Here is a 19,294-nt window from a genome sequence, read left to right as displayed (position 1 = left end):
TTCCGTGTTTTTGTGTCACTCCAAAAACTCACTGATTACCTTACAATCTGGATTATAGCTTATCTGACAAATATGCGTTAACCGAAGCCAATGCACTTGCCAAATTTTCTGGCTGACTACCACCGGCTTGCGCCATGTCTGGTCTCCCACCACCTTTTCCGCCAACCTGTGAGGCAATAAAGTTTACCAATTCGCCTGCTTTCACTTTGCCGGTAAGCTGTTTGGTCACACCAACTATCAAACTGACTTTCGCACCATCAGCCATACCTAGTACTACGATCCCTTCGCCGATTCGGTTTTTAAGATCGTCCATCATTCCACGCAACGCTTTAGACTCAACGCCTTCCAGTTCAGAAATTAACACTTTCACACCGTTAATTTCTATAGTCTGACCCAGCATATCAGCGCCTTGTTGAGAAGCCAGTTTTTGCTTCGCCGCTGATAATGCCTTCTCAAGCTCTTTCGTTTGCGTTTGCAGTACACCGATACGGTCAACCAGTCCTGATACGTCAGTTTTCAGCAATCCGGCTGCGGTCTGTAATTGAATTTGTTGTTGTTGAACAAACTCAACTGCAGTTGCGCCGGTTATCGCCTCTATGCGACGAACGCCTGATGCGATACCACTTTCTGACACAATCTTAAATAAACCAATATCACCTGTACGTTTGACGTGAGTACCACCGCAAAGTTCAACAGAGAACGGACCCATTGTGACAACGCGTACTTTCTCGTCGTACTTCTCACCGAACAATGCCATCGCACCAGAGGCTTTGGCTTCATCCAGTTCCATTAATTCAGTTTGCAGCGCATGGTTAGCGCGAATTTCTTCATTTACCCGGTTTTCAATTGTCAGCAACTGCTCTGCCGTCACGCCCTCAAAATGGGAGAAGTCAAAACGCAGGCGTTGTGCTTCTACCAGAGAACCTTTCTGAGTGACATGCTCACCTAAGATTTCTCTCAGTGCAGCATGCAGCAAGTGCGTCGCACTGTGATTTTGCTTCACGGCTTCACGATTGCTGTTGTCGATAGCCGCAGCCGCTTTTTCGCCTTTACGTATTTCACCGACGACCTTACCTTTGTGCGCGAATGCATTACCCATTTTCTGGGTATCAGTAACAATAAATTCACCGTTAGCTACTTTAAGCACACCACGGTCGCCGGCCTGACCACCGGACTCGGCATAAAAGGGCGTCTGGTCTAATACCACAATACCTTCCTGTCCGTCGGTGAGCGATTCGCAAAATTGATTGTCATGAATAAGTTCGACAACGTTTGCCTCACCTTCCACATCGGTATAACCGGTGAATGCTGTTTCATGTTCAATTTTCAGCAGGTCATTATAATTGGCACCGAAGTTACTGGCTTTCTGAGCACGGGCACGCTGAGCTTCCATGGCCTTTTCAAAACCGGCTTCGTCAATTTTTACATTGTGCTCGCGGGCAACATCGTTGGTTAAATCAACCGGGAATCCGTAAGTGTCATACAGTTTGAACACCACTTCACCGGGAATCGTATCGCCTTCCAGTGAAGATAACGTGTCATTGAGCATGTTCATGCCCCGTTCCAGTGTTTTACTGAATTGCTCTTCTTCAACCCGCAATACTTTCTCAATGACAGGTTGCTGATCAGCCAGTTCAGGGTAGAACTCACCCATTTCTTGCACCAGAGCCGCTACCAGTTTGTAGAAGAATATGTCTTTCGCGCCAAGTTGATAGCCGTGACGTACTGCACGACGAATGATACGGCGCAGTACATAGCCGCGACCTTCGTTGCCCGGCATTACGCCGTCACATACCAGGAAGCCGCATGAACGGATATGGTCAGCCACAACACGTAAAGACTTGTCTTCCAGATCTTTAGCCCCGGTAATGTCAGCAGTCGCTTTAATCAGGTTCTGGAACAGGTCAATTTCATAGTTGCTGTGCACATTCTGAAGAATGGCAGAAATACGCTCAAGGCCCATACCGGTATCGATAGAAGGCTTAGGCAGCGGCTCCATGGTGCCGTCTGCCTGCTTATTGAACTGCATGAAAACCAGGTTCCAGATTTCAATAAACCGGTCACCGTCTTCTTCAGGCGTTCCCGGAGGACCACCCCAGATGTGCTCACCGTGGTCATAGAAAATTTCAGAACAGGGACCGCAGGGGCCGGTATCACCCATCGACCAGAAGTTATCTGACGTGTTGATCCGGATGATTTTTTCTGCCGGCACGCCAATGTGGTTCTCCCACAAATCGAAGGCTTCATCGTCTTCTGAATAAACGGTTACCAGCAGTTTCTCTTTTGGTAATCCAAGCTCAACAGTCAGGAAATTCCAGGCAAAGGAAATGGCGTCTTTTTTGAAGTAATCGCCAAAACTGAAGTTACCCAGCATTTCGAAAAAGGTGTGATGACGGGCAGTATAGCCAACGTTCTCCAGATCATTGTGCTTACCACCGGCACGCACACAACGTTGTGAAGACACTGCACGGGAGTAGCTGCGCTTTTCTGCGCCAAGGAAAACGTCTTTGAACTGGTTCATCCCCGCGTTGGTGAACAGGAGCGTAGGATCATCTGCAGGTACCAATGAGGAACTCGCCACTGCCTGGTGGCCGTGACTTTTAAAGTAATCGATAAACTTTTGGCGTATGTCAGCAGTTGATAATGTCATTGAAATCCTAACTTCCTACTCTTGTTAACGGTGAACATCGGGAGCACAAATTTACTCTGATAAAATGGCTCGTCAGATGCCGGGAATTGTGGTGCACAAGTCACTAAATCGGGCATACGGCCCGCAGGGCGCAAACATATCATGGAACACGCGCCGTTGTTAAGGCATTCGCGGTTAATTTAGTCACCATTTACGGCGTATTGGATGTGTTCCTGAGTAAAGCCCCGGTAATTGAGAAACTGCATTTGCTTTTGTCTGGCTTTGAAGTCCCGCTCCTGCCCTTCGCCAAATTTCTTCTCTTTTACCTTCAGGGCTAATTCAAACCAGTCAATGTCAGCTTCGCTCATCGCAGACGCGATGGTAGCGTCATCGAGTTTATGCTGCGCCAGCTCACGCTTTATTCTGGCCGGCCCCTGACCTTTCGATGCGCAGGCGCGGACACGCATTTCTGCGTATCTGGCATTACTTTGAATATCAGCGTCGGTGAATTCCTGCAAAATAGCCGACGACAAACCGGCGTCGAAACCTTTCTGTGTCAGTTTTGTCAGTACCTCCACATGGCTGTGCTCTCGTCGTGCCAGCATGCGCGTAATCGCGTCGATAATGATTTTGCGGTCAGGGTCTGTCATGTTGAAGAATGTTTAAATTAGCTCTAATGTAAATGTACCGGCATTCATGGAAGAGTTCGTCGCAGTACAATGCAGTGACTAACCACGATACAGCAGTGAATTAAAAACGTGTTTACTGCGAAAGTAAAAATGAAATATACCACATCCTTTACCTCATCGATTAAAGACATTGATTCATCACAGTGGCAGGCACTTGCACGGGATGCAGGTCCTTTTCTGCAATATCCGTTTCTTGCTGCCATGGAAGCATGTCACTGCGTGGGTCCTGAAACAGGCTGGCAACCTCATCATTTGAGAGTCTGCGACGGTGATAAACTCGTTGCGGTGATGCCGGGTTACCTGAAAGAAGACAGTTACGGGGAATATGTTTTTGACCACGGCTGGGCACATGCCTACGATCAGCACGGGCTGAATTATTATCCCAAGTGGATAAGTGCAGTGCCTTTTACACCGGTCACCGGCAACAGACTTCTGATATCTCCTGAGTATGAAGAAAGGGACATTCTGCAAGTAGCAGTGCCTGCTCTGAAGGCATTGTCAGAACAAGGATGCTCATCTTCTCACATTCTTTTTTCGCCATACCAAAATAGCAAGAGCTGGTATGAGCAGGGCTTTGCCCGGCGCTATTCCGTGCAGTTCCAGTGGTACAACTATGGCTATCAGACGTTCAGTGACTTTACCGCCACACTGACATCGAGAAAGCGTAAAGCCCTGCGTAAGTCACGGGAGAAACTTGAACAGGCCGGTGTTTCGCTGACAAGAATTACCGGTGATGCCCTCACCTCTGAACACATTGAATTTTTCATCCGCTGCTATCAGCAAACTTATTTAAAACGATCCGGCCACACGGGATATCTGACTCCGGCTTTTTTCCGCCAGATCTTCAGCTCTATGGCATCGAATGTTTTGCTGGTCGTCGCCGCACAAGAACAGGAACCTGTAGCCAGTGCACTGTTTTTCTATGACGATAACGGGCTTTACGGGCGCTACTGGGGTGCAATGAAAGAGGTCGACGGCCTGCATTTCGAAACTTGTTACAATCAGGGCATTGCTTTTGCTGTTGAGCATGGCATACCTTTATTCAACCCCGGCACACAGGGCGAACACAAGATTTTACGGGGCTTTGAGCCCACCTGGTGTGTATCTCTTCACAAATTGTATGATGCTGATTTCCAGCATGCTGTAGAACAATTTTTACAGCAGGAGACGCCACAGATTGCCCGTTACTTTCAACAGGCAGCCACTGTGTTACCTTTCAATGAAGCGATGCAAACAACACTAAAAACAACAAGTACAGCAGTGGTCACTCCGGACGCTGCAACAACAAAAAAGAGAAACGACAATGAAGTATAAATTACTCGCTGCCACTATTGCAGCGGCCTTAAGTTTAACCGGCTGTAGCAAACCGGAACAAAACACCACAGCCTCATCATCAGAGGCACAGTCTGCCGTACAAAAAGGCAGTGCGGAACTGGGCAGCTTCGGCATCGACCTGACAGCAATGGACAAAGCCGTAAAACCCGGCGACGACTTCTTTTCCTATGCCAGCGGCACCTGGTATAAAAATTATGAACTTCCGGCAGATAAAACCCGCTTCGGTGCATTTAATGCCCTGCGTGATCGCAGCGAAGAACAGGTTAAAGCCATCATCGACGACCTGATGACCAGGCAAGATCTGAATGCTGAAGAACAGATGGTAAAAGATTTCTACACCGCTTACATGGATGTGGAAGGCATAAATGCGAAAGGTATTGAGCCTGTTTCGGATGTATTGTCGAAAATTCAGGCCATCGATAACCGTCAGGCACTGACAGAGGTGTTCGGGAATGCCTGGTTATACGGCACAGCAACGCCTCTGCTGGGCAGCATGTGGTACAACCGTCTTGATCCCAACGAGTATCAGGTCAGTGTCAGTGTTGGCGGCCTGGGTCTGCCTGACCGGGACTATTACTTAAGTGATCAGGAACGCTTTGTTGATATTCGTGAAGCATACCTGTCTCATATCGAGAAAATGCTGTCGTTTGCCGGTGTTCAGGACGCTGCACAGCAGGCACAACAAATTATGGATCTGGAAACCCGTATTGCTCATGCCCAATGGCCGCGGGAAAAACGCCGGGATCGTGATCTGACATTAAACCAGATTGAAAGATCGTCTCTTTCCGATGCGTATCCGGGTTTTAACTGGGATACCTTTTTCGCACAAAGTGGCTTGAAAGTACCAGAGCTGAACATCACTACCCCGCAACCCGTTAAAGATGTCATTACCATCATCAACGAAACGGATCTTGCTGTGTGGAAGGCGTATCTGACTTTCCATACTCTGAGTGAAAATGCCTCTCTGCTGCCGGAAGAGATTTACCAGACATCTTTTGAATTCTATAACAAAAAGCTGAATGGTCAGGAAGAACCGGAAGCCCGCTGGAAACGCGCTGTTGCACAAATGTCCGGTACGCAGTCTCTGGGTTTCGCGCTGGGCAAGATTTATGTCGACCGTTACTTCCCTCAGTCTTCGAAAGAGCAAATGTCTGAACTGGTTGAAAACCTGCGCGCAGCGCTGGGCAAGCGCATTGACAACCTGGACTGGATGGGTGAAGAAACGAAGAAAGAAGCGAAAGAAAAACTGGCGGCTTTCCATCCTAAAATCGGCTATCCGGACGAATGGGTAGATTTAAGTGGTCTGGAAATATCTTCAGATAAGCTGGTTCAAAACATTCGTAACCTGCGCAAATTCTTTAACGCTAAAGATGTGGAAGCAGAACTTAAGCCGACTGACCGCGAACGTTGGGGTATGACACCACAAACGGTCAACGCGTATTACAATCCGTCATTTAATGAGATTGTATTCCCTGCTGCCATTCTTCAGCCTCCATTCTTCGATCCGAATGCAGACCCTGCTGTGAACTATGGTGCTATCGGCGCTGTTATCGGACACGAGATGGGACACGGTTTCGACGATCAGGGCGCCAAATCAGACGCCAAAGGCATTCAGCGCAACTGGTGGACTGAAGAAGATTTAGCTTCTTTTACTGCCAAAGTTGACCAGTTGGGTGCTCAGTATGATCAGTATGAGCCAATCCCCGGCAACCATGTAAATGGTCGTCTGACCATGGGTGAGAACATTGGTGATGTGGGTGGTTTGTCAATGGCCTATGAAGCCTATAAGCTGAGCCTGAATGGCAAAGAAGCCCCTGTCATCGACGGCTTCACCGGCGATCAACGCTTCTTCCTCGCCTGGGCACAGGTATGGCGTGAGAAACGCACTGAGCAAAGCCTGATCAACCAGCTCCGCTCTGATCCGCACTCTCCGGCCCGATACCGTACACAGGCGCCACGTAATCTGGATATCTGGTATAAAGCTTTCGACGTCCAGCCCGGCGATGCCTTGTATCTTGCACCGGAAGACCGCGTTCAGATCTGGTAACACGCTGACTGACTTGCTCCTCCGCACGGGGGAGCAAAATAAGCTCTAATGCCCTCCAACAAACTTTGTTCCTTACTCCTTCCTCACTCCTGAGAAACCAATATTTATTAAATACTTTGACACCAAATGCCACCGGTAGCATTATTAACTGATTGTAAATCTTGTAAACCAATTAACTTCCCGCAGTCGTGACATGACTCTTTCGGGAATACCGGAGCTTTCATGATATTCCGCCTTACCCTGATCCTGTGTTTTCTGATCCCGCTATCAACCCGCGCCTCCACTGAGCAAGACTGGCAAATTGCGACCGGAATTTTGCAGCAAATACGCCTGCCGGACATTCCGGATAAACAGTTTGTTGTGGAAGACTCACCTTCAATCAGAAAGGCCGCCAGACAAACCATCCAGCAAACTATCGACAAAGCAGCGGCTGCCGGTGGTGGAATTGTTCATATTCCGGAGGGTATCTGGCATGTTGACGGGCCTTTGCACCTTAAAAGTAAAATCAATCTGCATCTCGGGAAAAACGCCACACTACTCTTTTCAGCTACGCCCTCTGATTTCCTTCCGGTTGTGACAACACGCTGGGAAGGAACGGAAGTATTTACTTACTCACCAATGATTTATGCTGCCAATGTGGAAGATGTGGCTATCACAGGTGAAGGCACGATAGACGGCAATGCAAACTCTGCTTTTATCAACTGGTACGAAAAGCAAAATACTGACATGCATGCGCTGAGAAGAATGGGTTTTGACAGTGTGCCTGTGCAACAAAGGCAATTCGGTGAAGGGCATTTTCTTCGCCCCCCACTTATCCAGTTTTTCCATGCCGAACGTGTTCTGCTGGAAGACTACACGGCCAAAAACTCCCCCTTCTGGGTTAACCATCTGGTATACACCTCTCACGCAACGGTTCGCAGGGTGAAAGTAGACAGCCACCTGTACAATAACGACGGACTGGACATTGAATCCAGTCAGTTTGTACTGGCAGAAAACAATCATTTCCGCACCGGTGATGACGGCATCGTAATCAAGTCCGGCCGCGATGCGGATGGCCGTAACATAGGTATTCCCAGCACTGATATCGTCGTAAGAAATAATGATCTTGGTGGCGAAGACGGCATTGGTCTGGGGTCGGAAATGTCCGGTGGTATCAAACGGGTTTTCTTCGAAAATAATACCCTCCACGAAGGAGATTCGGCTTACCGTTTCAAAGCAACTTAGATCGTGGCGGACGTGTTGAAATGATACGGATCCGCGGGAGTAAAGTTGCCTCGTTTAAACATCTTTTCTGGTTCCAGCTTAATTACCCGAGCAATCTGCACGGTAATTTTCCGGCAACTTACACTGACATCATCATTGAAGATATGACCGTAGAGAATGTGGGTACTGTGCTTGAAATCCATGCTCCGGATGCAGCCCCTGTTCACGATGTCACTTTCCGGAATATCCGTATCAAAAAGGCTGACATTCCGCTGATTTTGGAAAATGCAGAAAATATTCACTTTGAGAATGTGCAGATTGGCAACCAGTTCTGGAACGGTAAATTCTCTGCGTTGAAGGATGCGGAAGCGGTGAAAGATTAGTTAACTATTTTGTAATCGCGATCACATTTTTATTGACAATATCATTAACAAGTCTGTAACGTTACGCCTAATTTGCCACCGGTGGCAAATTTAACACTGTCCAGTTCACACATGCACTTTCATTTATAAATATGTGTGAACATGGCTGTCATACCCTACGACACCCATTGTTGATTTCGTGCCGCTGTTAAGCACCCTACAACAATGCAGGACGAACTGAGCAGAGGAACACCATGAATAAAAACCGTTTCCGTAAAAACCCTGTATTCAGCGCGATGATTGTTGCGCTGAGCTGTTCTACTTCTTCCCTGGCATTTGCACAGGAAGTACAAACTGAAGATACCACAGCAGAAGATTATGAAATCATTGAAGTCAGCGGCTTTCGTGGCGCGCTGAACCGTGCATTGTTTGAAAAACGCAGTGCTGTGACTTCAAAAGAAACCATACTTAGTGAAGACATTGGTAAATTTCCGGACCTGAATATTGCAGAGTCATTGCAACGGGTACCGGGTGTGGCAATTTCCCGCGAAGGGGGTGAAGGTCGCCAGATTACGCTGCGCGGCTTAGGTCCTGACTTCACCCGTACCACGTTAAATGGAATGGAAGTCCCGTCGAGTACCGACGGAACCGATTCCGGTGGTGGTGTAAACGGTGGACGTGCTTTTGACTTCAACGTCTTTGCCTCTGAATTATTTAACCGGGTAGACATTCAGAAAACCTCGTCTGCATCTACGGAAGAAGGCGGTATTGCTGGTACTGTCGACCTGTATTCCGCGAAACCTTTCTCCAATCCGGGCTTTCACGTAGCTGCGTCAGGTCAGGCCGGCTATAACGATGTTACGGAAGAAGTCGATCCGCGTATGGTCTTTATGATCAGCAACACCTTTGCTGACGACACCATCGGCGCACTGTTTTCCGTTGCCAAATCACAGCGCACCGTCCGCCAGGAAGGTTTCGGCACCGTCCGCTGGACCACGCCGGTAAGGGACGGAGGTGGCATTTATACCGACACCGGGAATACAACCATCAACGGTACAATCAATACCGGTCCCTGTGAGGCTGACGGCGAAGCTGTCGACCCGGTAAACTGTTTATGGACACCCCGCCTTCCCCGCTATGATTTCTTCGGTAACAATCAGGACCGTCTGGGCATTACCGGGTCATTACAATTTGCAGTCGGAGATGCAGGTACAATCACTTTCGACACCCTGCACTCCACGCTGGAGAACCAGCGTACCATGTACAACAACTTTGAAATGTTCCGCAGCACATTCAGTGATATCACACCGGTGTCACTGACAGTGGATGAAAGCGGTAATCAGGTTCTTGCCGGTACCTTTGACAATATGACATCCCGGGTAGAGAGTCGTCAGCAGTTATCAGAAACCGACTTCAGCCAGTATGTGCTGAGTGGTGAATTCTATTTATCTGATGAACTGAAAATGAATGCTATGGCCGGTACCGCTAAATCAGACGCCCGTTCTGAACAGTACCGCTATAACATGACGAACCTGACACCCCATACGTTCAGTTTTGATTTCAGCGGCAATGCCAATGTTCCGGTAATGGATTACGGTTACGATATCACCGACGCCAGCCTGTACGATTTATCTGACGGCCGCTTACGGGCCACTGACGTGGAACGCAAGAACGACACCGCGAAAGTCGACTTTATCTATACCAATGACAGTGTAGAAATCAAAATGGGTATGGCCTGGAACGACCGTACCGTCGCCTACAGTGAAGAGCAAATTAACGGTTTTCCTGATCAGGACTCGGCGGTCGGATTTGCAGAACTCATCCCTTACGACGACTTTGGTAACGGATTTGACGTAGAACTGAATCGCTTTATTGTGGCTGACTTTGGTGCTATCGAGTCTCAGCTGCTGGATAAAACCTGGACTCCCCGTACAGAGCAAAGCTGGGAAGTTGGCGAAGAAACGCTGGGTGGTTACCTTGAGTTTAATTCTGAGTACGATATCGCTGACATGAGCTTACGCACTAACTTCGGTATGCGTTATGTGAAAACCACGTCCACGGCCTCGGGCTACATTCAGCTGGATGAAGTCACTGTTGAGAACGACTATGACAATTTCCTGCCGTCGATGAACCTGTCTTTGTCGGTGACTGAAGATGTCATTGCCCGTCTGGGTTTATCACGCACGATGACCCGTCCGAGCCTCAGTTCACTGAACCCGGGTAATCCTTCATTTTCTTACGTAAACGGTACTGTCAGTTCCGGTAACCCGTATCTGGACCCGTTCACGTCTAACAACGTCGATTTGGGACTTGAATGGTACTTTGCGGAAGAGTCTTTACTGGCAGCTAACTACTTCTATAAAGATATAGAAACGTTTATCACCTCAGCAACAGAAGAGCGCCTGGTTGATGCGGTATATCTGCCATTTATTGATTCTGATCCGCAGTATGATCCTGCACTGGCCCTCGACCCGCGTACTGTGCCGTATACACATACCTCACCAGTAAACGGTGAAGGCACTACGGTAAATGGTTTTGAGATTATTTATCAGCAGCCTTTCCGTTTTCTGCCGGCTCCGTTTGACGGTTTAGGCACGGTGATGAACTATACCCGTGTGTCAGCAGGTGAAATTACCGGGCTTTCAAAAAATACCTATAATGCGACCCTCTATTATGAGCGGGAAGATTACGGTATCCGCCTGTCGCTGAACAAACGTGATGACTACATTACGGATTACAGCGGCAGTAACGGTAACGCGGAAGAAGCCACTACCGGCCCGACATACGTTGATTTGTCTGCTTATTACAATTACAACGAGAACCTCACATTTACCATCGAAGGCATTAACCTCACTGATGAATATGAGCGTTTGTTTACCACCGGTGACGGTTCACAAAACCTTATCCGTGAATACAACCATACAGGCACTCAGATCTTCCTGGGGGCCAGATACACCATGTAATTGCAGCCTTGCCGGATAATAAATATCCGGCATGGTCTGACGACGACACAAACTAAAAAGGCTTCCCCCCGGGAAGCCTTTTTCAGTATTACTGAACGTTAATTAATTCAGTTACACGCTGGCAAGATGTTGGGTAGCTGAACCGCTACCCTCAGCCTTTCCCGGCTGATTCACCATTTCAACAGCTTTCGCCAGTGCCTCTTTACGTGTTGCACATACTGTCACACCGCTTTGATGCGCATTGATATTATTCAGTACCGTGTTAACCGCTTCAACAGCACCGCACATCAGTACCTGCCGGCCAGCGGCCTTAGCATCAGAAGTAATGGTCTCAACGGCCATGGCAGCGGAAACATCCATGGTTGGTACACGACTGAAATCGAGGATCAGGGCACTTGAACCACGACTGACTTTTTCGCGGACATGATGCCCTAAGTCTGCGGCAGCACCAAAGCTCAGAGGACCACCGAAACTGAAAATCTGCACCTTACCTTTCGTCTGCTTAAGCAGCGCATCTTCTTCCGGATCCTGAAGTGTGTCAGGGATCTTCTTCACTTCATCTAACTGCAGTTGTGCAACCTGCTTAACATAGGCCAGGGCAGCCAGAACAACACCCACACCCACTGCCGTAATCAAATCGACAAAAACAGTCAGGCCCAGCACCAGCAGCATCAACGCGAAGTCCCAGCGAGGTCCGGTGTGGGCACGCTTCAGATAACTCCAGTCGATAATATCAAGACCTACCTTCACCAGAATACCAGCCAGAACAGCATGAGGGATCTTAGCCGCAAGAGGGCTCAGACCCAGCACAATAGCCAGTAACACAAGTGCGTGAACCATGCCTGATAAACGGTCTTTACCACCGCTGCGGATATTCACCACAGTACGCATGGTTGCACCGGCACCGGCAATACCACCAATCAAACCGGCAACCGTGTTACCCACACCCTGCCCGATCAGTTCTTTATTACTGTCGTGACGTGTACGGGTCATGTTATCAGCAACCAGCGAAGTCAATAATGAGTCGATAGCACCGAGAATGGCCAGAATGAAGGCAGCCTCGAACACCAGCAACGCCTTCGACTGATCGAATACCGGCATGTGCAACTCAGGCAATCCTGTAGGAATATCACCTAATACGGGGGTTTCCAGAGACAAACTCACCAGTGTACCGATGATAAGGGCAGCCAGCGCGCCGGGTACAATTTTGCCAAGTTTGGCAGGCCACTTATAGGCAATAATGAGCGTGCCCAAGCCCAATCCCAGGGTCACAAAATCGATATCAGCGAGAGCGGTAGGCAGATAGATTAATGCGCCCATTGTACCGCCCGGAGGCTCATGACCCATTAACCGTCCCAGTTGCAGGATGATGATGATCGCACCAATGCCTGACATAAAACCGGAAATAACCGGATAAGGCACAAGCCGGATATACTGACCAACTCCGGTGAAGCCCATTATGATTTGCAACAAACCGGCAAGCATAACAGCGGTAAATATGAGGCCTAAGTCTCCCGACAGAGATGCAAACAGACCAGCCAGAACGACAACCATCGGACCTGTCGGACCGGAAATTTGCGATGGTGTACCACCCAGCAAAGCAGCAAAGAAACCTACGGCAATCGCGCCGTATAAACCCGCCATCGGACCTAAGCCCGACGCAACACCTAACGCCAGCGCGAGAGGTAGAGCAACAATACCGGCCGTTAACCCGCCGGTAAGATCACCACGTACATTATTAAATAAGCCTTTCATGGGTTATTCCCCCTTGCTGTTTTTTTTACCGAAAGGCTTACCGCCGTAAACCTCTTGTAACAGTCTGAATTCTTCAGCTTTTTCGTCATAACAAAGTACATTGCCTGACTCTATGTCGTACACCCAGCCATGCAATTGCACCTGCTTAGTGGCAATTTTAGCTGCAACGGCAGGATGGGTTTTGATGTGCTGTATTTGCTGTAACACGTTTTCTTTAGTGACTTCATCAAGGTGATCAGCTGTCAGCTTTCCGTGTTTTTCTTTCACCACTTCTGTGGCACAGCGACAGTGACTCAACCAGTCTTTTACATGCGGCAGGGCGTCTAACTTTTCAGGTGCCAGTGCGCCTTTCATTGCACCGCAGTCTGAATGTCCGCAAATGATGATGTGGCTTACGCCCAGAGCCGCCACGGCAAACTCGATCGACGCTGTCATACCACCGGTATGATTTGAATGCGGCGGCACTATATTGCCCGCGTTACGGCAGATAAAGAGGTCACCCGGGCCGGTTTGAGTCACGAGGTTGGGGTCGATTCTCGAATCAGCGCAGGTGATGAACAGGACTTCAGGATTTTGGCCGTTTGCCAGTTTCTGAAAAACTTCTTTGTTTTTCGGAAAGACTTCTTTTTGAAACTTGGCAACGCCGGAAATGACATGATCCATGATAATTACCTCATATTAACATATTGTTATCATTATTTTCTAAAGAAAGTTTTAACTGATAGCTTTATAGAAAAACACCGTATCTCGCGATAGATAAAAACTATCAACATGAGATAAGTATCAATAATGCAGTCAGATGAACGATAGCGCAGTTAGCGGAGGTAAAGCAAAGGGGCCAAATTGCCGCCCCTTTTTAAAAGGCCGGTACGGAAGTACCGGCAGGTTGGGAAAGGTAAGTTACCTATTGTTGAAACTGAATCGTTTCAACTTTGATATTTTTACTGTCAGCCTGATTAAGATAGTCTTTCACCAGCTCTTTCACATCAAAGGCTACAGACTTACTCTTGGAGAAATCCAGTACAACTTTTGAGTTGCCGGGAATCGAGTTCAGCTTTTTCAGAATGCTTGGTTTGTTGAAGAAAGACACTTCTTCGGCCATAACAATGTGGTGCGTTTTGCTGCCACCTTCGTCTTCGTTCACTGTTTCAGTGAACTGGTACGAGTTGCGGTAGCTGTGTTTAAGCGTAAAGAAAACACTCACACCCAGACCAACAACAACACCGGTCAGCAAGTCAGTGAACAACATTACGCCAATGGTAATGATAAACGGCAGGAACTGCTCCCAACCCGTTTTGTACATGACTTTGAACATAGCAGGCTTAGCCAGCTTATAACCCACAGTAATCAGGATAGCTGCCAGAGAAGCCAGCGGGATCTGATTCAGCATAGACGCAGCGGCAAATACAGCAATTAACAGAAACACACCGTGCAGAATGGCTGAAGCTTTCGTTTTACCACCAAACGCAATGTTCGCAGAACTGCGTACAATTACCTGAGTGATTGGCAGACCACCAACCAGACCAGACACGATGTTACCAATACCCTGCGCTTTCAGTTCGCGGTTTGTGGGCGTGGTATTTTTCTGCGGATCCAGTTTGTCAGTCGCTTCAACACAAAGCAGAGTTTCGATGCTGGCAACCGCCGCCATAACAAGCGCGATGGTGAATACGTCAATGTTCAGCATCTCCGAAAACGCCGGAAACGCCATTTCTGCCTTGAACGCCTCGAAGCTGTCGATAACCGGTAAACTTACCAGTTGATCAGCCTGCAAAGGCATACCAGCCTGAGCCAGCATGATTGAAGCTACGATACCCAGTAACACAACGACAATCGGTCCCTGAATCAGCTGGAAGATTTTATGTGCTTTTGTAAGGTACTTATCCCAAATCACCAGCAGCGCAAGAGACACTGCCGAAATGGCAATAGCAGCCGGAGACATCATAGAAACCGCGTGCTCAATGGCAGAGAACGTATTCTCACCGTTAACCTGATTAAAGGCTTCTTCGCCCAGAAAATCAGAGTGCCAGCCGAACAGGTATGGCAATTGTTTAAGCACGATAAGCAAACCGATACCGGCAAGCATACCTGTGATAACTGACGTCGGGAAAAAGTACGCGACAAATCCGGCACGCATGAAGCCCAGAATTAGCTGAAACACACCCGCCAGAACCACAGCACAAAGGAATAACTCCCAGCTTCCCAGTGTACCGATGGCATCAAAAACGATAACAGCAAGACCCGCTGCCGGACCACTCACACCAAGGCGTGAACCACTGGCCAGACCGACGATAATACCACCGATGATTCCGGCGATTACGCCGGAAAATAGCGGTGCGCCGGACGCCAGGGCAATACCCAGGCACAACGGCAGAGCTACAAAGAAAACGACAATACTGGCAGGTAAGTCGCTTTTAATTTCTTTGAACGATAAATCAAGTTTCATAGGCTATCCTTATGCGCCTGCTACCAGAGTGCGCTCAGCATAGGCCTGTTCCATTTCCTTAAAAGTTTCCGTTTTAGGGTCATAACAATGGATCATGCCGGTTTCAATGTCATAAACCCAACCATGAAGCTGAACAGCTTTCGTAGCCAGCTTCGCAGCAACAGCAGGGTGAGTACGTAGGTGTTGTAACTGCTGTAACACGTTTTCTTTAGTTACTTCGCCAAGCTGACCGGCAGTCAGTTCGCCGTGCTTTTCTTTCACAACTTCAGTGGCACAACGGCAATGGCCCAACCATTCCTTTACATGTGGCAGGCTGTCCAGTTTCTCAGGGGCCAATGCACCTTTCATTGCGCCACAGTCTGTGTGACCGCATACAACAATGTGCGTTACGCCCAGAGCAGCAACAGCAAATTCGATAGAAGCAGTCATGCCACCGGTTTGATTGCTGTGTGGAGGTACAATGTTGCCGGCATTACGACAGATAAACAGTTCACCCGGGTCTGTCTGGGTAACCAGGTTAGGATCGATACGGGAATCGGCACAAGTGATGAACAACACTTCCGGATTCTGACCGTTAGCTAATTTTTGGAAAGTTTCCTTTTTCTCAGGATAAACATCACGCTGGAATTTAGCTACGCCAGAGATTACGTGGTCCATTTAATACTCCTAAATTAAATTGAATAAAATACTGCTACATTCAGATACTATTAAGATTGACTGATAGCTTTATAGAATTATAGAGTAAATGGAGATAGCCATAAGCTATCAGAGACAGCGAATTTTAATCGAGTTAGCAGGACTACACCATGTTATTCAACGGCAAAACTCCATCGTTGAACCAGATCAGGTACTTCGTCACCGTCGCAAAACACCTCAATTTTCGCAGGGCGGCAAATATTTTAGGGATCAGTCAACCCACGTTAACCAGCCAGATCAGTGCGCTTGAAAACACATTGGGTCTGATTTTGTTCGAACGTTCCCGATCAGGCACACTGTTATCAGCACAGGGGAAGTCGTTACTTGAATACGCAGAAGCTGTGCTTCAGTCGACGATGCAGTTTGGTGAGATGGCACGATCACTTGCTCAGGGCGAATCCACAACCTACCGGTTGGGGATCCCGCCGACGCTGGGCCCTTATCTGCTGCCCCATATTCTGCCGGACATTCATCGTCTGCGTCCCGGGCTGAAATTCTATGTCCGCGAAGCAGCCCCCAAACAGTTGCTGCAAGGCCTGCTGACCGGCGAATTCGATATCACTTTGTCTCCCATGTCGAACCGCGACTCGCAAATTCAGGTTCAGCCACTGTTTATAGAACCGCTGAAATTTGTTTTGCCGGCAGACCATCCGATGTCCGGCAGGCAATTTATTGAACCGGAAGAAATTCGGGGCCAGAAAATTATGGCACTGGAAGACCGGCATCACTTTCACTATCAGGTACAGGAAATTTGTACTCAACTGGGCGCAAATGTCGACCGCGACTATGAGGGGACGAGTCTGGATACCTTGCGGCAGATGGTTGTTATGGGCATGGGAATGGCTTTTATGCCCGGACTCTATGTTCATTCTGAATTGCATAACCCGGAAGCCCTTCATGTATGCGAACTCGCTGATATGCCGGTAGTACGTCAACACATGCTGGCCTGGCGGAACACCTCCCCTGCCCGCGCTACGTTCAGAGAACTGGCGAGTCTGATGCGAAGTGTGATCAGCGACCGGCTGGCCACAGCGGTATCAGTCACTGATATTTCCCCGTCATAATCAAGGTGAACCATTAGCCGGATATTGTGGCAGCTTCACCGCTGCCTTTCACAATCTATGAATTTAAGTGATACATTTAGCAAAATCAGTGAAATTTACTCATCCACGCTATGTTAGACCGTCAACACCTCAAAATTATTGCTGCTATTCATGACTACGGCACGCTCACAGAAGCCGCCGGACATCTGCATCTCACCCAGTCTGCACTGAGTCATAGTATGAAAAAGCTGGAACAGCACAGCGGTGCACCGCTATGGGAAAAAGATGGCAGACGACTGCGACTGACGGATGCGGGCAATGCAGTACTTAATCTTGCCCACCGGCTGTTACCCCAGTTTGAGCACACGGAAGAGCAGTTGCGTCAGATCGCCTCGGGTAAACAAGGCGTGCTGCGCATCGGAATGGAATGCCATCCCTGCTATCAATGGCTCCTGAAGGTCGTCAAACCGTTTCTGGCGGATTATCCCGGGGTAGACGTAGACGTACGACAAAAGTTTACGTTCGGAGGCCTGCAGGCGCTGCATGGCTATGATATTGATCTGCTTTTAACACCTGACCCTCTTCACCTGCCCTCTCTGCAATACGAACCGGTATTCGGCTATGAGCAGGTGCTGGTAATGAGCCGCGAACACAGGCTGGCAGCCAGTGAATGGGTACCGCCACAAGCGCTGGCAGAAGAAACCTTACTGACCTATCCGGTAGAGCCTTCCAGGCTGGACATCTTCTCCCACTTTCTGACGCCTGCAGGCTGTACAGTGAAAAAGCACAAAACCATTGAAACCACTGAAATCATGTTGCAAATGATCAGTGCCGGCCGGGGCATTGGTGCACTGCCTAAATGGCTGATTGAAGAGCAGGACGGCAGCTTAAACCTGACAACTGTCAGGCCCGGGAAAAACGGTATTGCCAAGTCACTGCACATGGGGTTCAGAAAGAGTGATGCTGATGCACCGTTTATCAGAGCCTTTATCGGACTTGCCAGAGCATTGGGAACGCCCTGAGTACGGACAGCATGCCAACAAAAAGAAACTGACAGATACGCTTTAAACGGCTGGCAGTTGCGGCGTTTCACCCGGGCGGCACAGCAATACCTGACAATGATGTTGGGTCAGCGCCGTTCCCATATCTGAAAGCCAGCTGTGATAATCATCTTCACTGGCACAAAACACGGCTTTTATATCGTGTTTTTTCACCAGAGAAAGCAGCTCACTGGCGTAACGCAGTTCAACACCCAGTATAAAGGTGCGGTGATGCCAGGGCTCTTCATTCATAAAATAAGCCAGATGAAACGCAGGATTTTGCTGAATTCTGGTCGCCAGCTGGTATGACGGATAGTCAGTTCCTGCCACCACCACCGCCGCTGCGGGTTGCGCTCTGAAACGGCTGAAAATACGTCGGATGTTAATCATTCATCGATAAAGCTTAACCGGTAGCACTTTACCCTCCGGCTTTGCTGGTTTAAGGTTATACAATACAAATATAATAAATTAATTCTTTTGCAGAACCAAAGCAGTTTGCCACTGACAACGGGTTCATGCTTTGCATTTTCAGGCTCAGGACCGGCGCACATACGCCTTCATTACTTAATCAGAGCCCTCACTATGAACAAAAAAATTTACTGTCTGACAGCCATTCTCAGCTTAATGGCGGCCGATGCGATAAGTTGTCAGTTCCATGAACCGACGGAAAATAACATTCCTCAGTTTCCGCCGCTGAAGCCTGCGTTGCATCCGGTCATGTTGCAGCATTTCAGTCCGCCGGTACAGGCCCCTATCCGGGTTTCGCTGTCAGTGTCTAATGATGCCTTTAACCGCGCCAACCTGCTACTGAGCTATGAAGTCCACCCTGATTATCATAATGTGAAAGCTGACATTATTGCCGGCAAAGGCGTAAGGATAATGGGAAGAGACAGTCTTTATCTCACCCGCCTGAAAGAAGACAAGCAAATTCAGTATCGCAGTGGCAACGGCGACGATAAACGGGTAAGAGTGCGCATTTCTGCAGTGCGTAACGGTGTGCCTGTTATTGTAGAAAAAAGAATTGATTTGACGACATAAAAAAACGGTGCCGGGGCACCGTTTTTCAATGATTTTTAAGCAGACCCG

Annotated in this window: 15 protein-coding genes; 8 read left to right on the top strand and 7 right to left on the bottom strand. The window is 48.5% G+C overall.

Annotated features, from left to right (window positions below):
* Positions 1–52: 52 nt before the first annotated feature.
* On the bottom strand, positions 53–2,650 hold the full coding sequence (alaS, locus tag DS731_RS06730; protein WP_119500604.1) for an alanine--tRNA ligase: 2,598 nt from the start codon (positions 2,648–2,650) through the stop codon (positions 53–55).
* 179 nt (positions 2,651–2,829) lie between these two features.
* Complete coding sequence (locus tag DS731_RS06725) at positions 2,830–3,279, bottom strand: regulatory protein RecX (RefSeq protein ID WP_119500603.1); 450 nt, start codon at positions 3,277–3,279, stop codon at positions 2,830–2,832.
* Positions 3,280–3,408: 129 nt separating this feature from the next.
* Here DS731_RS06725 and DS731_RS06720 point away from each other — a divergent pair, with 129 nt between their 5' ends.
* The 5 genes from DS731_RS06720 to DS731_RS06705 all read left to right on the top strand — a co-directional run bounded on the left by DS731_RS06720 (position 3,409) and on the right by DS731_RS06705 (position 11,228).
* The gene (locus DS731_RS06720; RefSeq protein ID WP_119503336.1) at positions 3,409–4,632 is read left to right on the top strand and encodes a GNAT family N-acetyltransferase; all 1,224 of its coding nucleotides are present in this window, start codon (positions 3,409–3,411) and stop codon (positions 4,630–4,632) included.
* Positions 4,622–6,700, top strand: a complete 2,079-nt coding sequence (locus tag DS731_RS06715) for a M13 family metallopeptidase (RefSeq protein WP_119500602.1) — start codon at positions 4,622–4,624, stop codon at positions 6,698–6,700. The genes DS731_RS06720 and DS731_RS06715 overlap by 11 nt, the downstream gene beginning before the upstream one ends.
* A gap of 222 nt (positions 6,701–6,922) precedes the next feature.
* A complete protein-coding gene (locus tag DS731_RS06710; RefSeq protein ID WP_232373502.1) occupies positions 6,923–7,924 on the top strand; it encodes a glycoside hydrolase family 28 protein in 1,002 nt (333 codons plus the stop codon).
* Between the two features lie 20 nt (positions 7,925–7,944).
* A complete protein-coding gene (locus tag DS731_RS22225) occupies positions 7,945–8,286 on the top strand; it encodes a hypothetical protein (protein WP_232373501.1) in 342 nt (113 codons plus the stop codon).
* Positions 8,287–8,519: 233 nt separating this feature from the next.
* Positions 8,520–11,228: a TonB-dependent receptor gene (locus DS731_RS06705; RefSeq protein ID WP_119500601.1), complete on the top strand. Its 2,709-nt coding sequence runs from the start codon at positions 8,520–8,522 to the stop codon at positions 11,226–11,228.
* A gap of 111 nt (positions 11,229–11,339) precedes the next feature.
* Here DS731_RS06705 and DS731_RS06700 read toward each other — a convergent pair whose 3' ends face one another.
* The 4 genes from DS731_RS06700 to DS731_RS06685 form a co-directional block, all read right to left on the bottom strand.
* Positions 11,340–12,983 (bottom strand): SulP family inorganic anion transporter, encoded by a 1,644-nt coding sequence (locus DS731_RS06700; RefSeq protein ID WP_119500600.1) that lies wholly within the window; start codon positions 12,981–12,983, stop codon positions 11,340–11,342.
* Positions 12,984–12,986: 3 nt separating this feature from the next.
* Positions 12,987–13,646, bottom strand: coding sequence for a carbonic anhydrase (locus DS731_RS06695; protein WP_119500599.1), 660 nt, complete (start codon positions 13,644–13,646; stop codon positions 12,987–12,989).
* A gap of 241 nt (positions 13,647–13,887) precedes the next feature.
* Positions 13,888–15,429 (bottom strand): SulP family inorganic anion transporter, encoded by a 1,542-nt coding sequence (locus DS731_RS06690; protein ID WP_119500598.1) that lies wholly within the window; start codon positions 15,427–15,429, stop codon positions 13,888–13,890.
* A gap of 9 nt (positions 15,430–15,438) precedes the next feature.
* On the bottom strand, positions 15,439–16,086 hold the full coding sequence (locus DS731_RS06685) for a carbonic anhydrase (RefSeq protein ID WP_119500597.1): 648 nt from the start codon (positions 16,084–16,086) through the stop codon (positions 15,439–15,441).
* Positions 16,087–16,235: 149 nt separating this feature from the next.
* Here DS731_RS06685 and DS731_RS06680 point away from each other — a divergent pair, with 149 nt between their 5' ends.
* Both DS731_RS06680 and DS731_RS06675 read left to right on the top strand, forming a co-directional pair.
* The gene (locus DS731_RS06680) at positions 16,236–17,189 is read left to right on the top strand and encodes a hydrogen peroxide-inducible genes activator (RefSeq protein ID WP_119500596.1); all 954 of its coding nucleotides are present in this window, start codon (positions 16,236–16,238) and stop codon (positions 17,187–17,189) included.
* Positions 17,190–17,299: 110 nt separating this feature from the next.
* Positions 17,300–18,190, top strand: a complete 891-nt coding sequence (locus DS731_RS06675; RefSeq protein WP_119500595.1) for a LysR family transcriptional regulator — start codon at positions 17,300–17,302, stop codon at positions 18,188–18,190.
* A gap of 42 nt (positions 18,191–18,232) precedes the next feature.
* Here the strand turns inward: DS731_RS06675 and DS731_RS06670 are convergent, their stop codons facing one another.
* A complete protein-coding gene (locus DS731_RS06670) occupies positions 18,233–18,598 on the bottom strand; it encodes a hypothetical protein (protein WP_119500594.1) in 366 nt (121 codons plus the stop codon).
* A 192-nt stretch (positions 18,599–18,790) separates the two neighbouring features.
* Between DS731_RS06670 and DS731_RS06665 the strand changes: the two genes are divergently transcribed.
* Positions 18,791–19,246 carry a hypothetical protein gene (locus DS731_RS06665; protein WP_119500593.1) on the top strand — a complete coding sequence of 152 codons (456 nt, stop codon included), beginning with the start codon at positions 18,791–18,793 and terminating at the stop codon, positions 19,244–19,246.
* The last annotated feature ends 48 nt before the right edge of the window (positions 19,247–19,294 follow it).

Origin of the sequence: Alteromonas sp. RKMC-009 (assembly GCF_003584565.2) — a bacterium.
Lineage (GTDB): Bacteria > Pseudomonadota > Gammaproteobacteria > Enterobacterales > Alteromonadaceae > Alteromonas.
The sequence above is the reverse complement of the archived record's forward strand: the minus strand, read 5'-3'. Positions and strand labels throughout refer to the sequence as shown.

Excerpts from the sequence above, each read along its gene's own strand:
- DS731_RS06695 (WP_119500599.1), bottom strand. The coding sequence starts at position 13,646 with ATGGATCATGTCATTTCCGGCGTTGCCAAGTTTCAAAAAGAAGTCTTT.
- DS731_RS06680 (WP_119500596.1), top strand. The coding sequence starts at position 16,236 with ATGTTATTCAACGGCAAAACTCCATCGTTGAACCAGATCAGGTACTTC.
- DS731_RS06705 (WP_119500601.1), top strand. The coding sequence starts at position 8,520 with ATGAATAAAAACCGTTTCCGTAAAAACCCTGTATTCAGCGCGATGATT.
- DS731_RS06665 (WP_119500593.1), top strand. The coding sequence starts at position 18,791 with ATGAACAAAAAAATTTACTGTCTGACAGCCATTCTCAGCTTAATGGCG.
- DS731_RS06670 (WP_119500594.1), bottom strand. The coding sequence starts at position 18,598 with ATGATTAACATCCGACGTATTTTCAGCCGTTTCAGAGCGCAACCCGCA.
- DS731_RS06720 (WP_119503336.1), top strand. The coding sequence starts at position 3,409 with ATGAAATATACCACATCCTTTACCTCATCGATTAAAGACATTGATTCA.
- DS731_RS06700 (WP_119500600.1), bottom strand. The coding sequence starts at position 12,983 with ATGAAAGGCTTATTTAATAATGTACGTGGTGATCTTACCGGCGGGTTA.
- DS731_RS06725 (WP_119500603.1), bottom strand. The coding sequence starts at position 3,279 with ATGACAGACCCTGACCGCAAAATCATTATCGACGCGATTACGCGCATG.
- DS731_RS22225 (WP_232373501.1), top strand. The coding sequence starts at position 7,945 with ATGATACGGATCCGCGGGAGTAAAGTTGCCTCGTTTAAACATCTTTTC.
- DS731_RS06690 (WP_119500598.1), bottom strand. The coding sequence starts at position 15,429 with ATGAAACTTGATTTATCGTTCAAAGAAATTAAAAGCGACTTACCTGCC.
- DS731_RS06685 (WP_119500597.1), bottom strand. The coding sequence starts at position 16,086 with ATGGACCACGTAATCTCTGGCGTAGCTAAATTCCAGCGTGATGTTTAT.
- alaS (WP_119500604.1), bottom strand. The coding sequence starts at position 2,650 with ATGACATTATCAACTGCTGACATACGCCAAAAGTTTATCGATTACTTT.
- DS731_RS06675 (WP_119500595.1), top strand. The coding sequence starts at position 17,300 with ATGTTAGACCGTCAACACCTCAAAATTATTGCTGCTATTCATGACTAC.
- DS731_RS06710 (WP_232373502.1), top strand. The coding sequence starts at position 6,923 with ATGATATTCCGCCTTACCCTGATCCTGTGTTTTCTGATCCCGCTATCA.
- DS731_RS06715 (WP_119500602.1), top strand. The coding sequence starts at position 4,622 with ATGAAGTATAAATTACTCGCTGCCACTATTGCAGCGGCCTTAAGTTTA.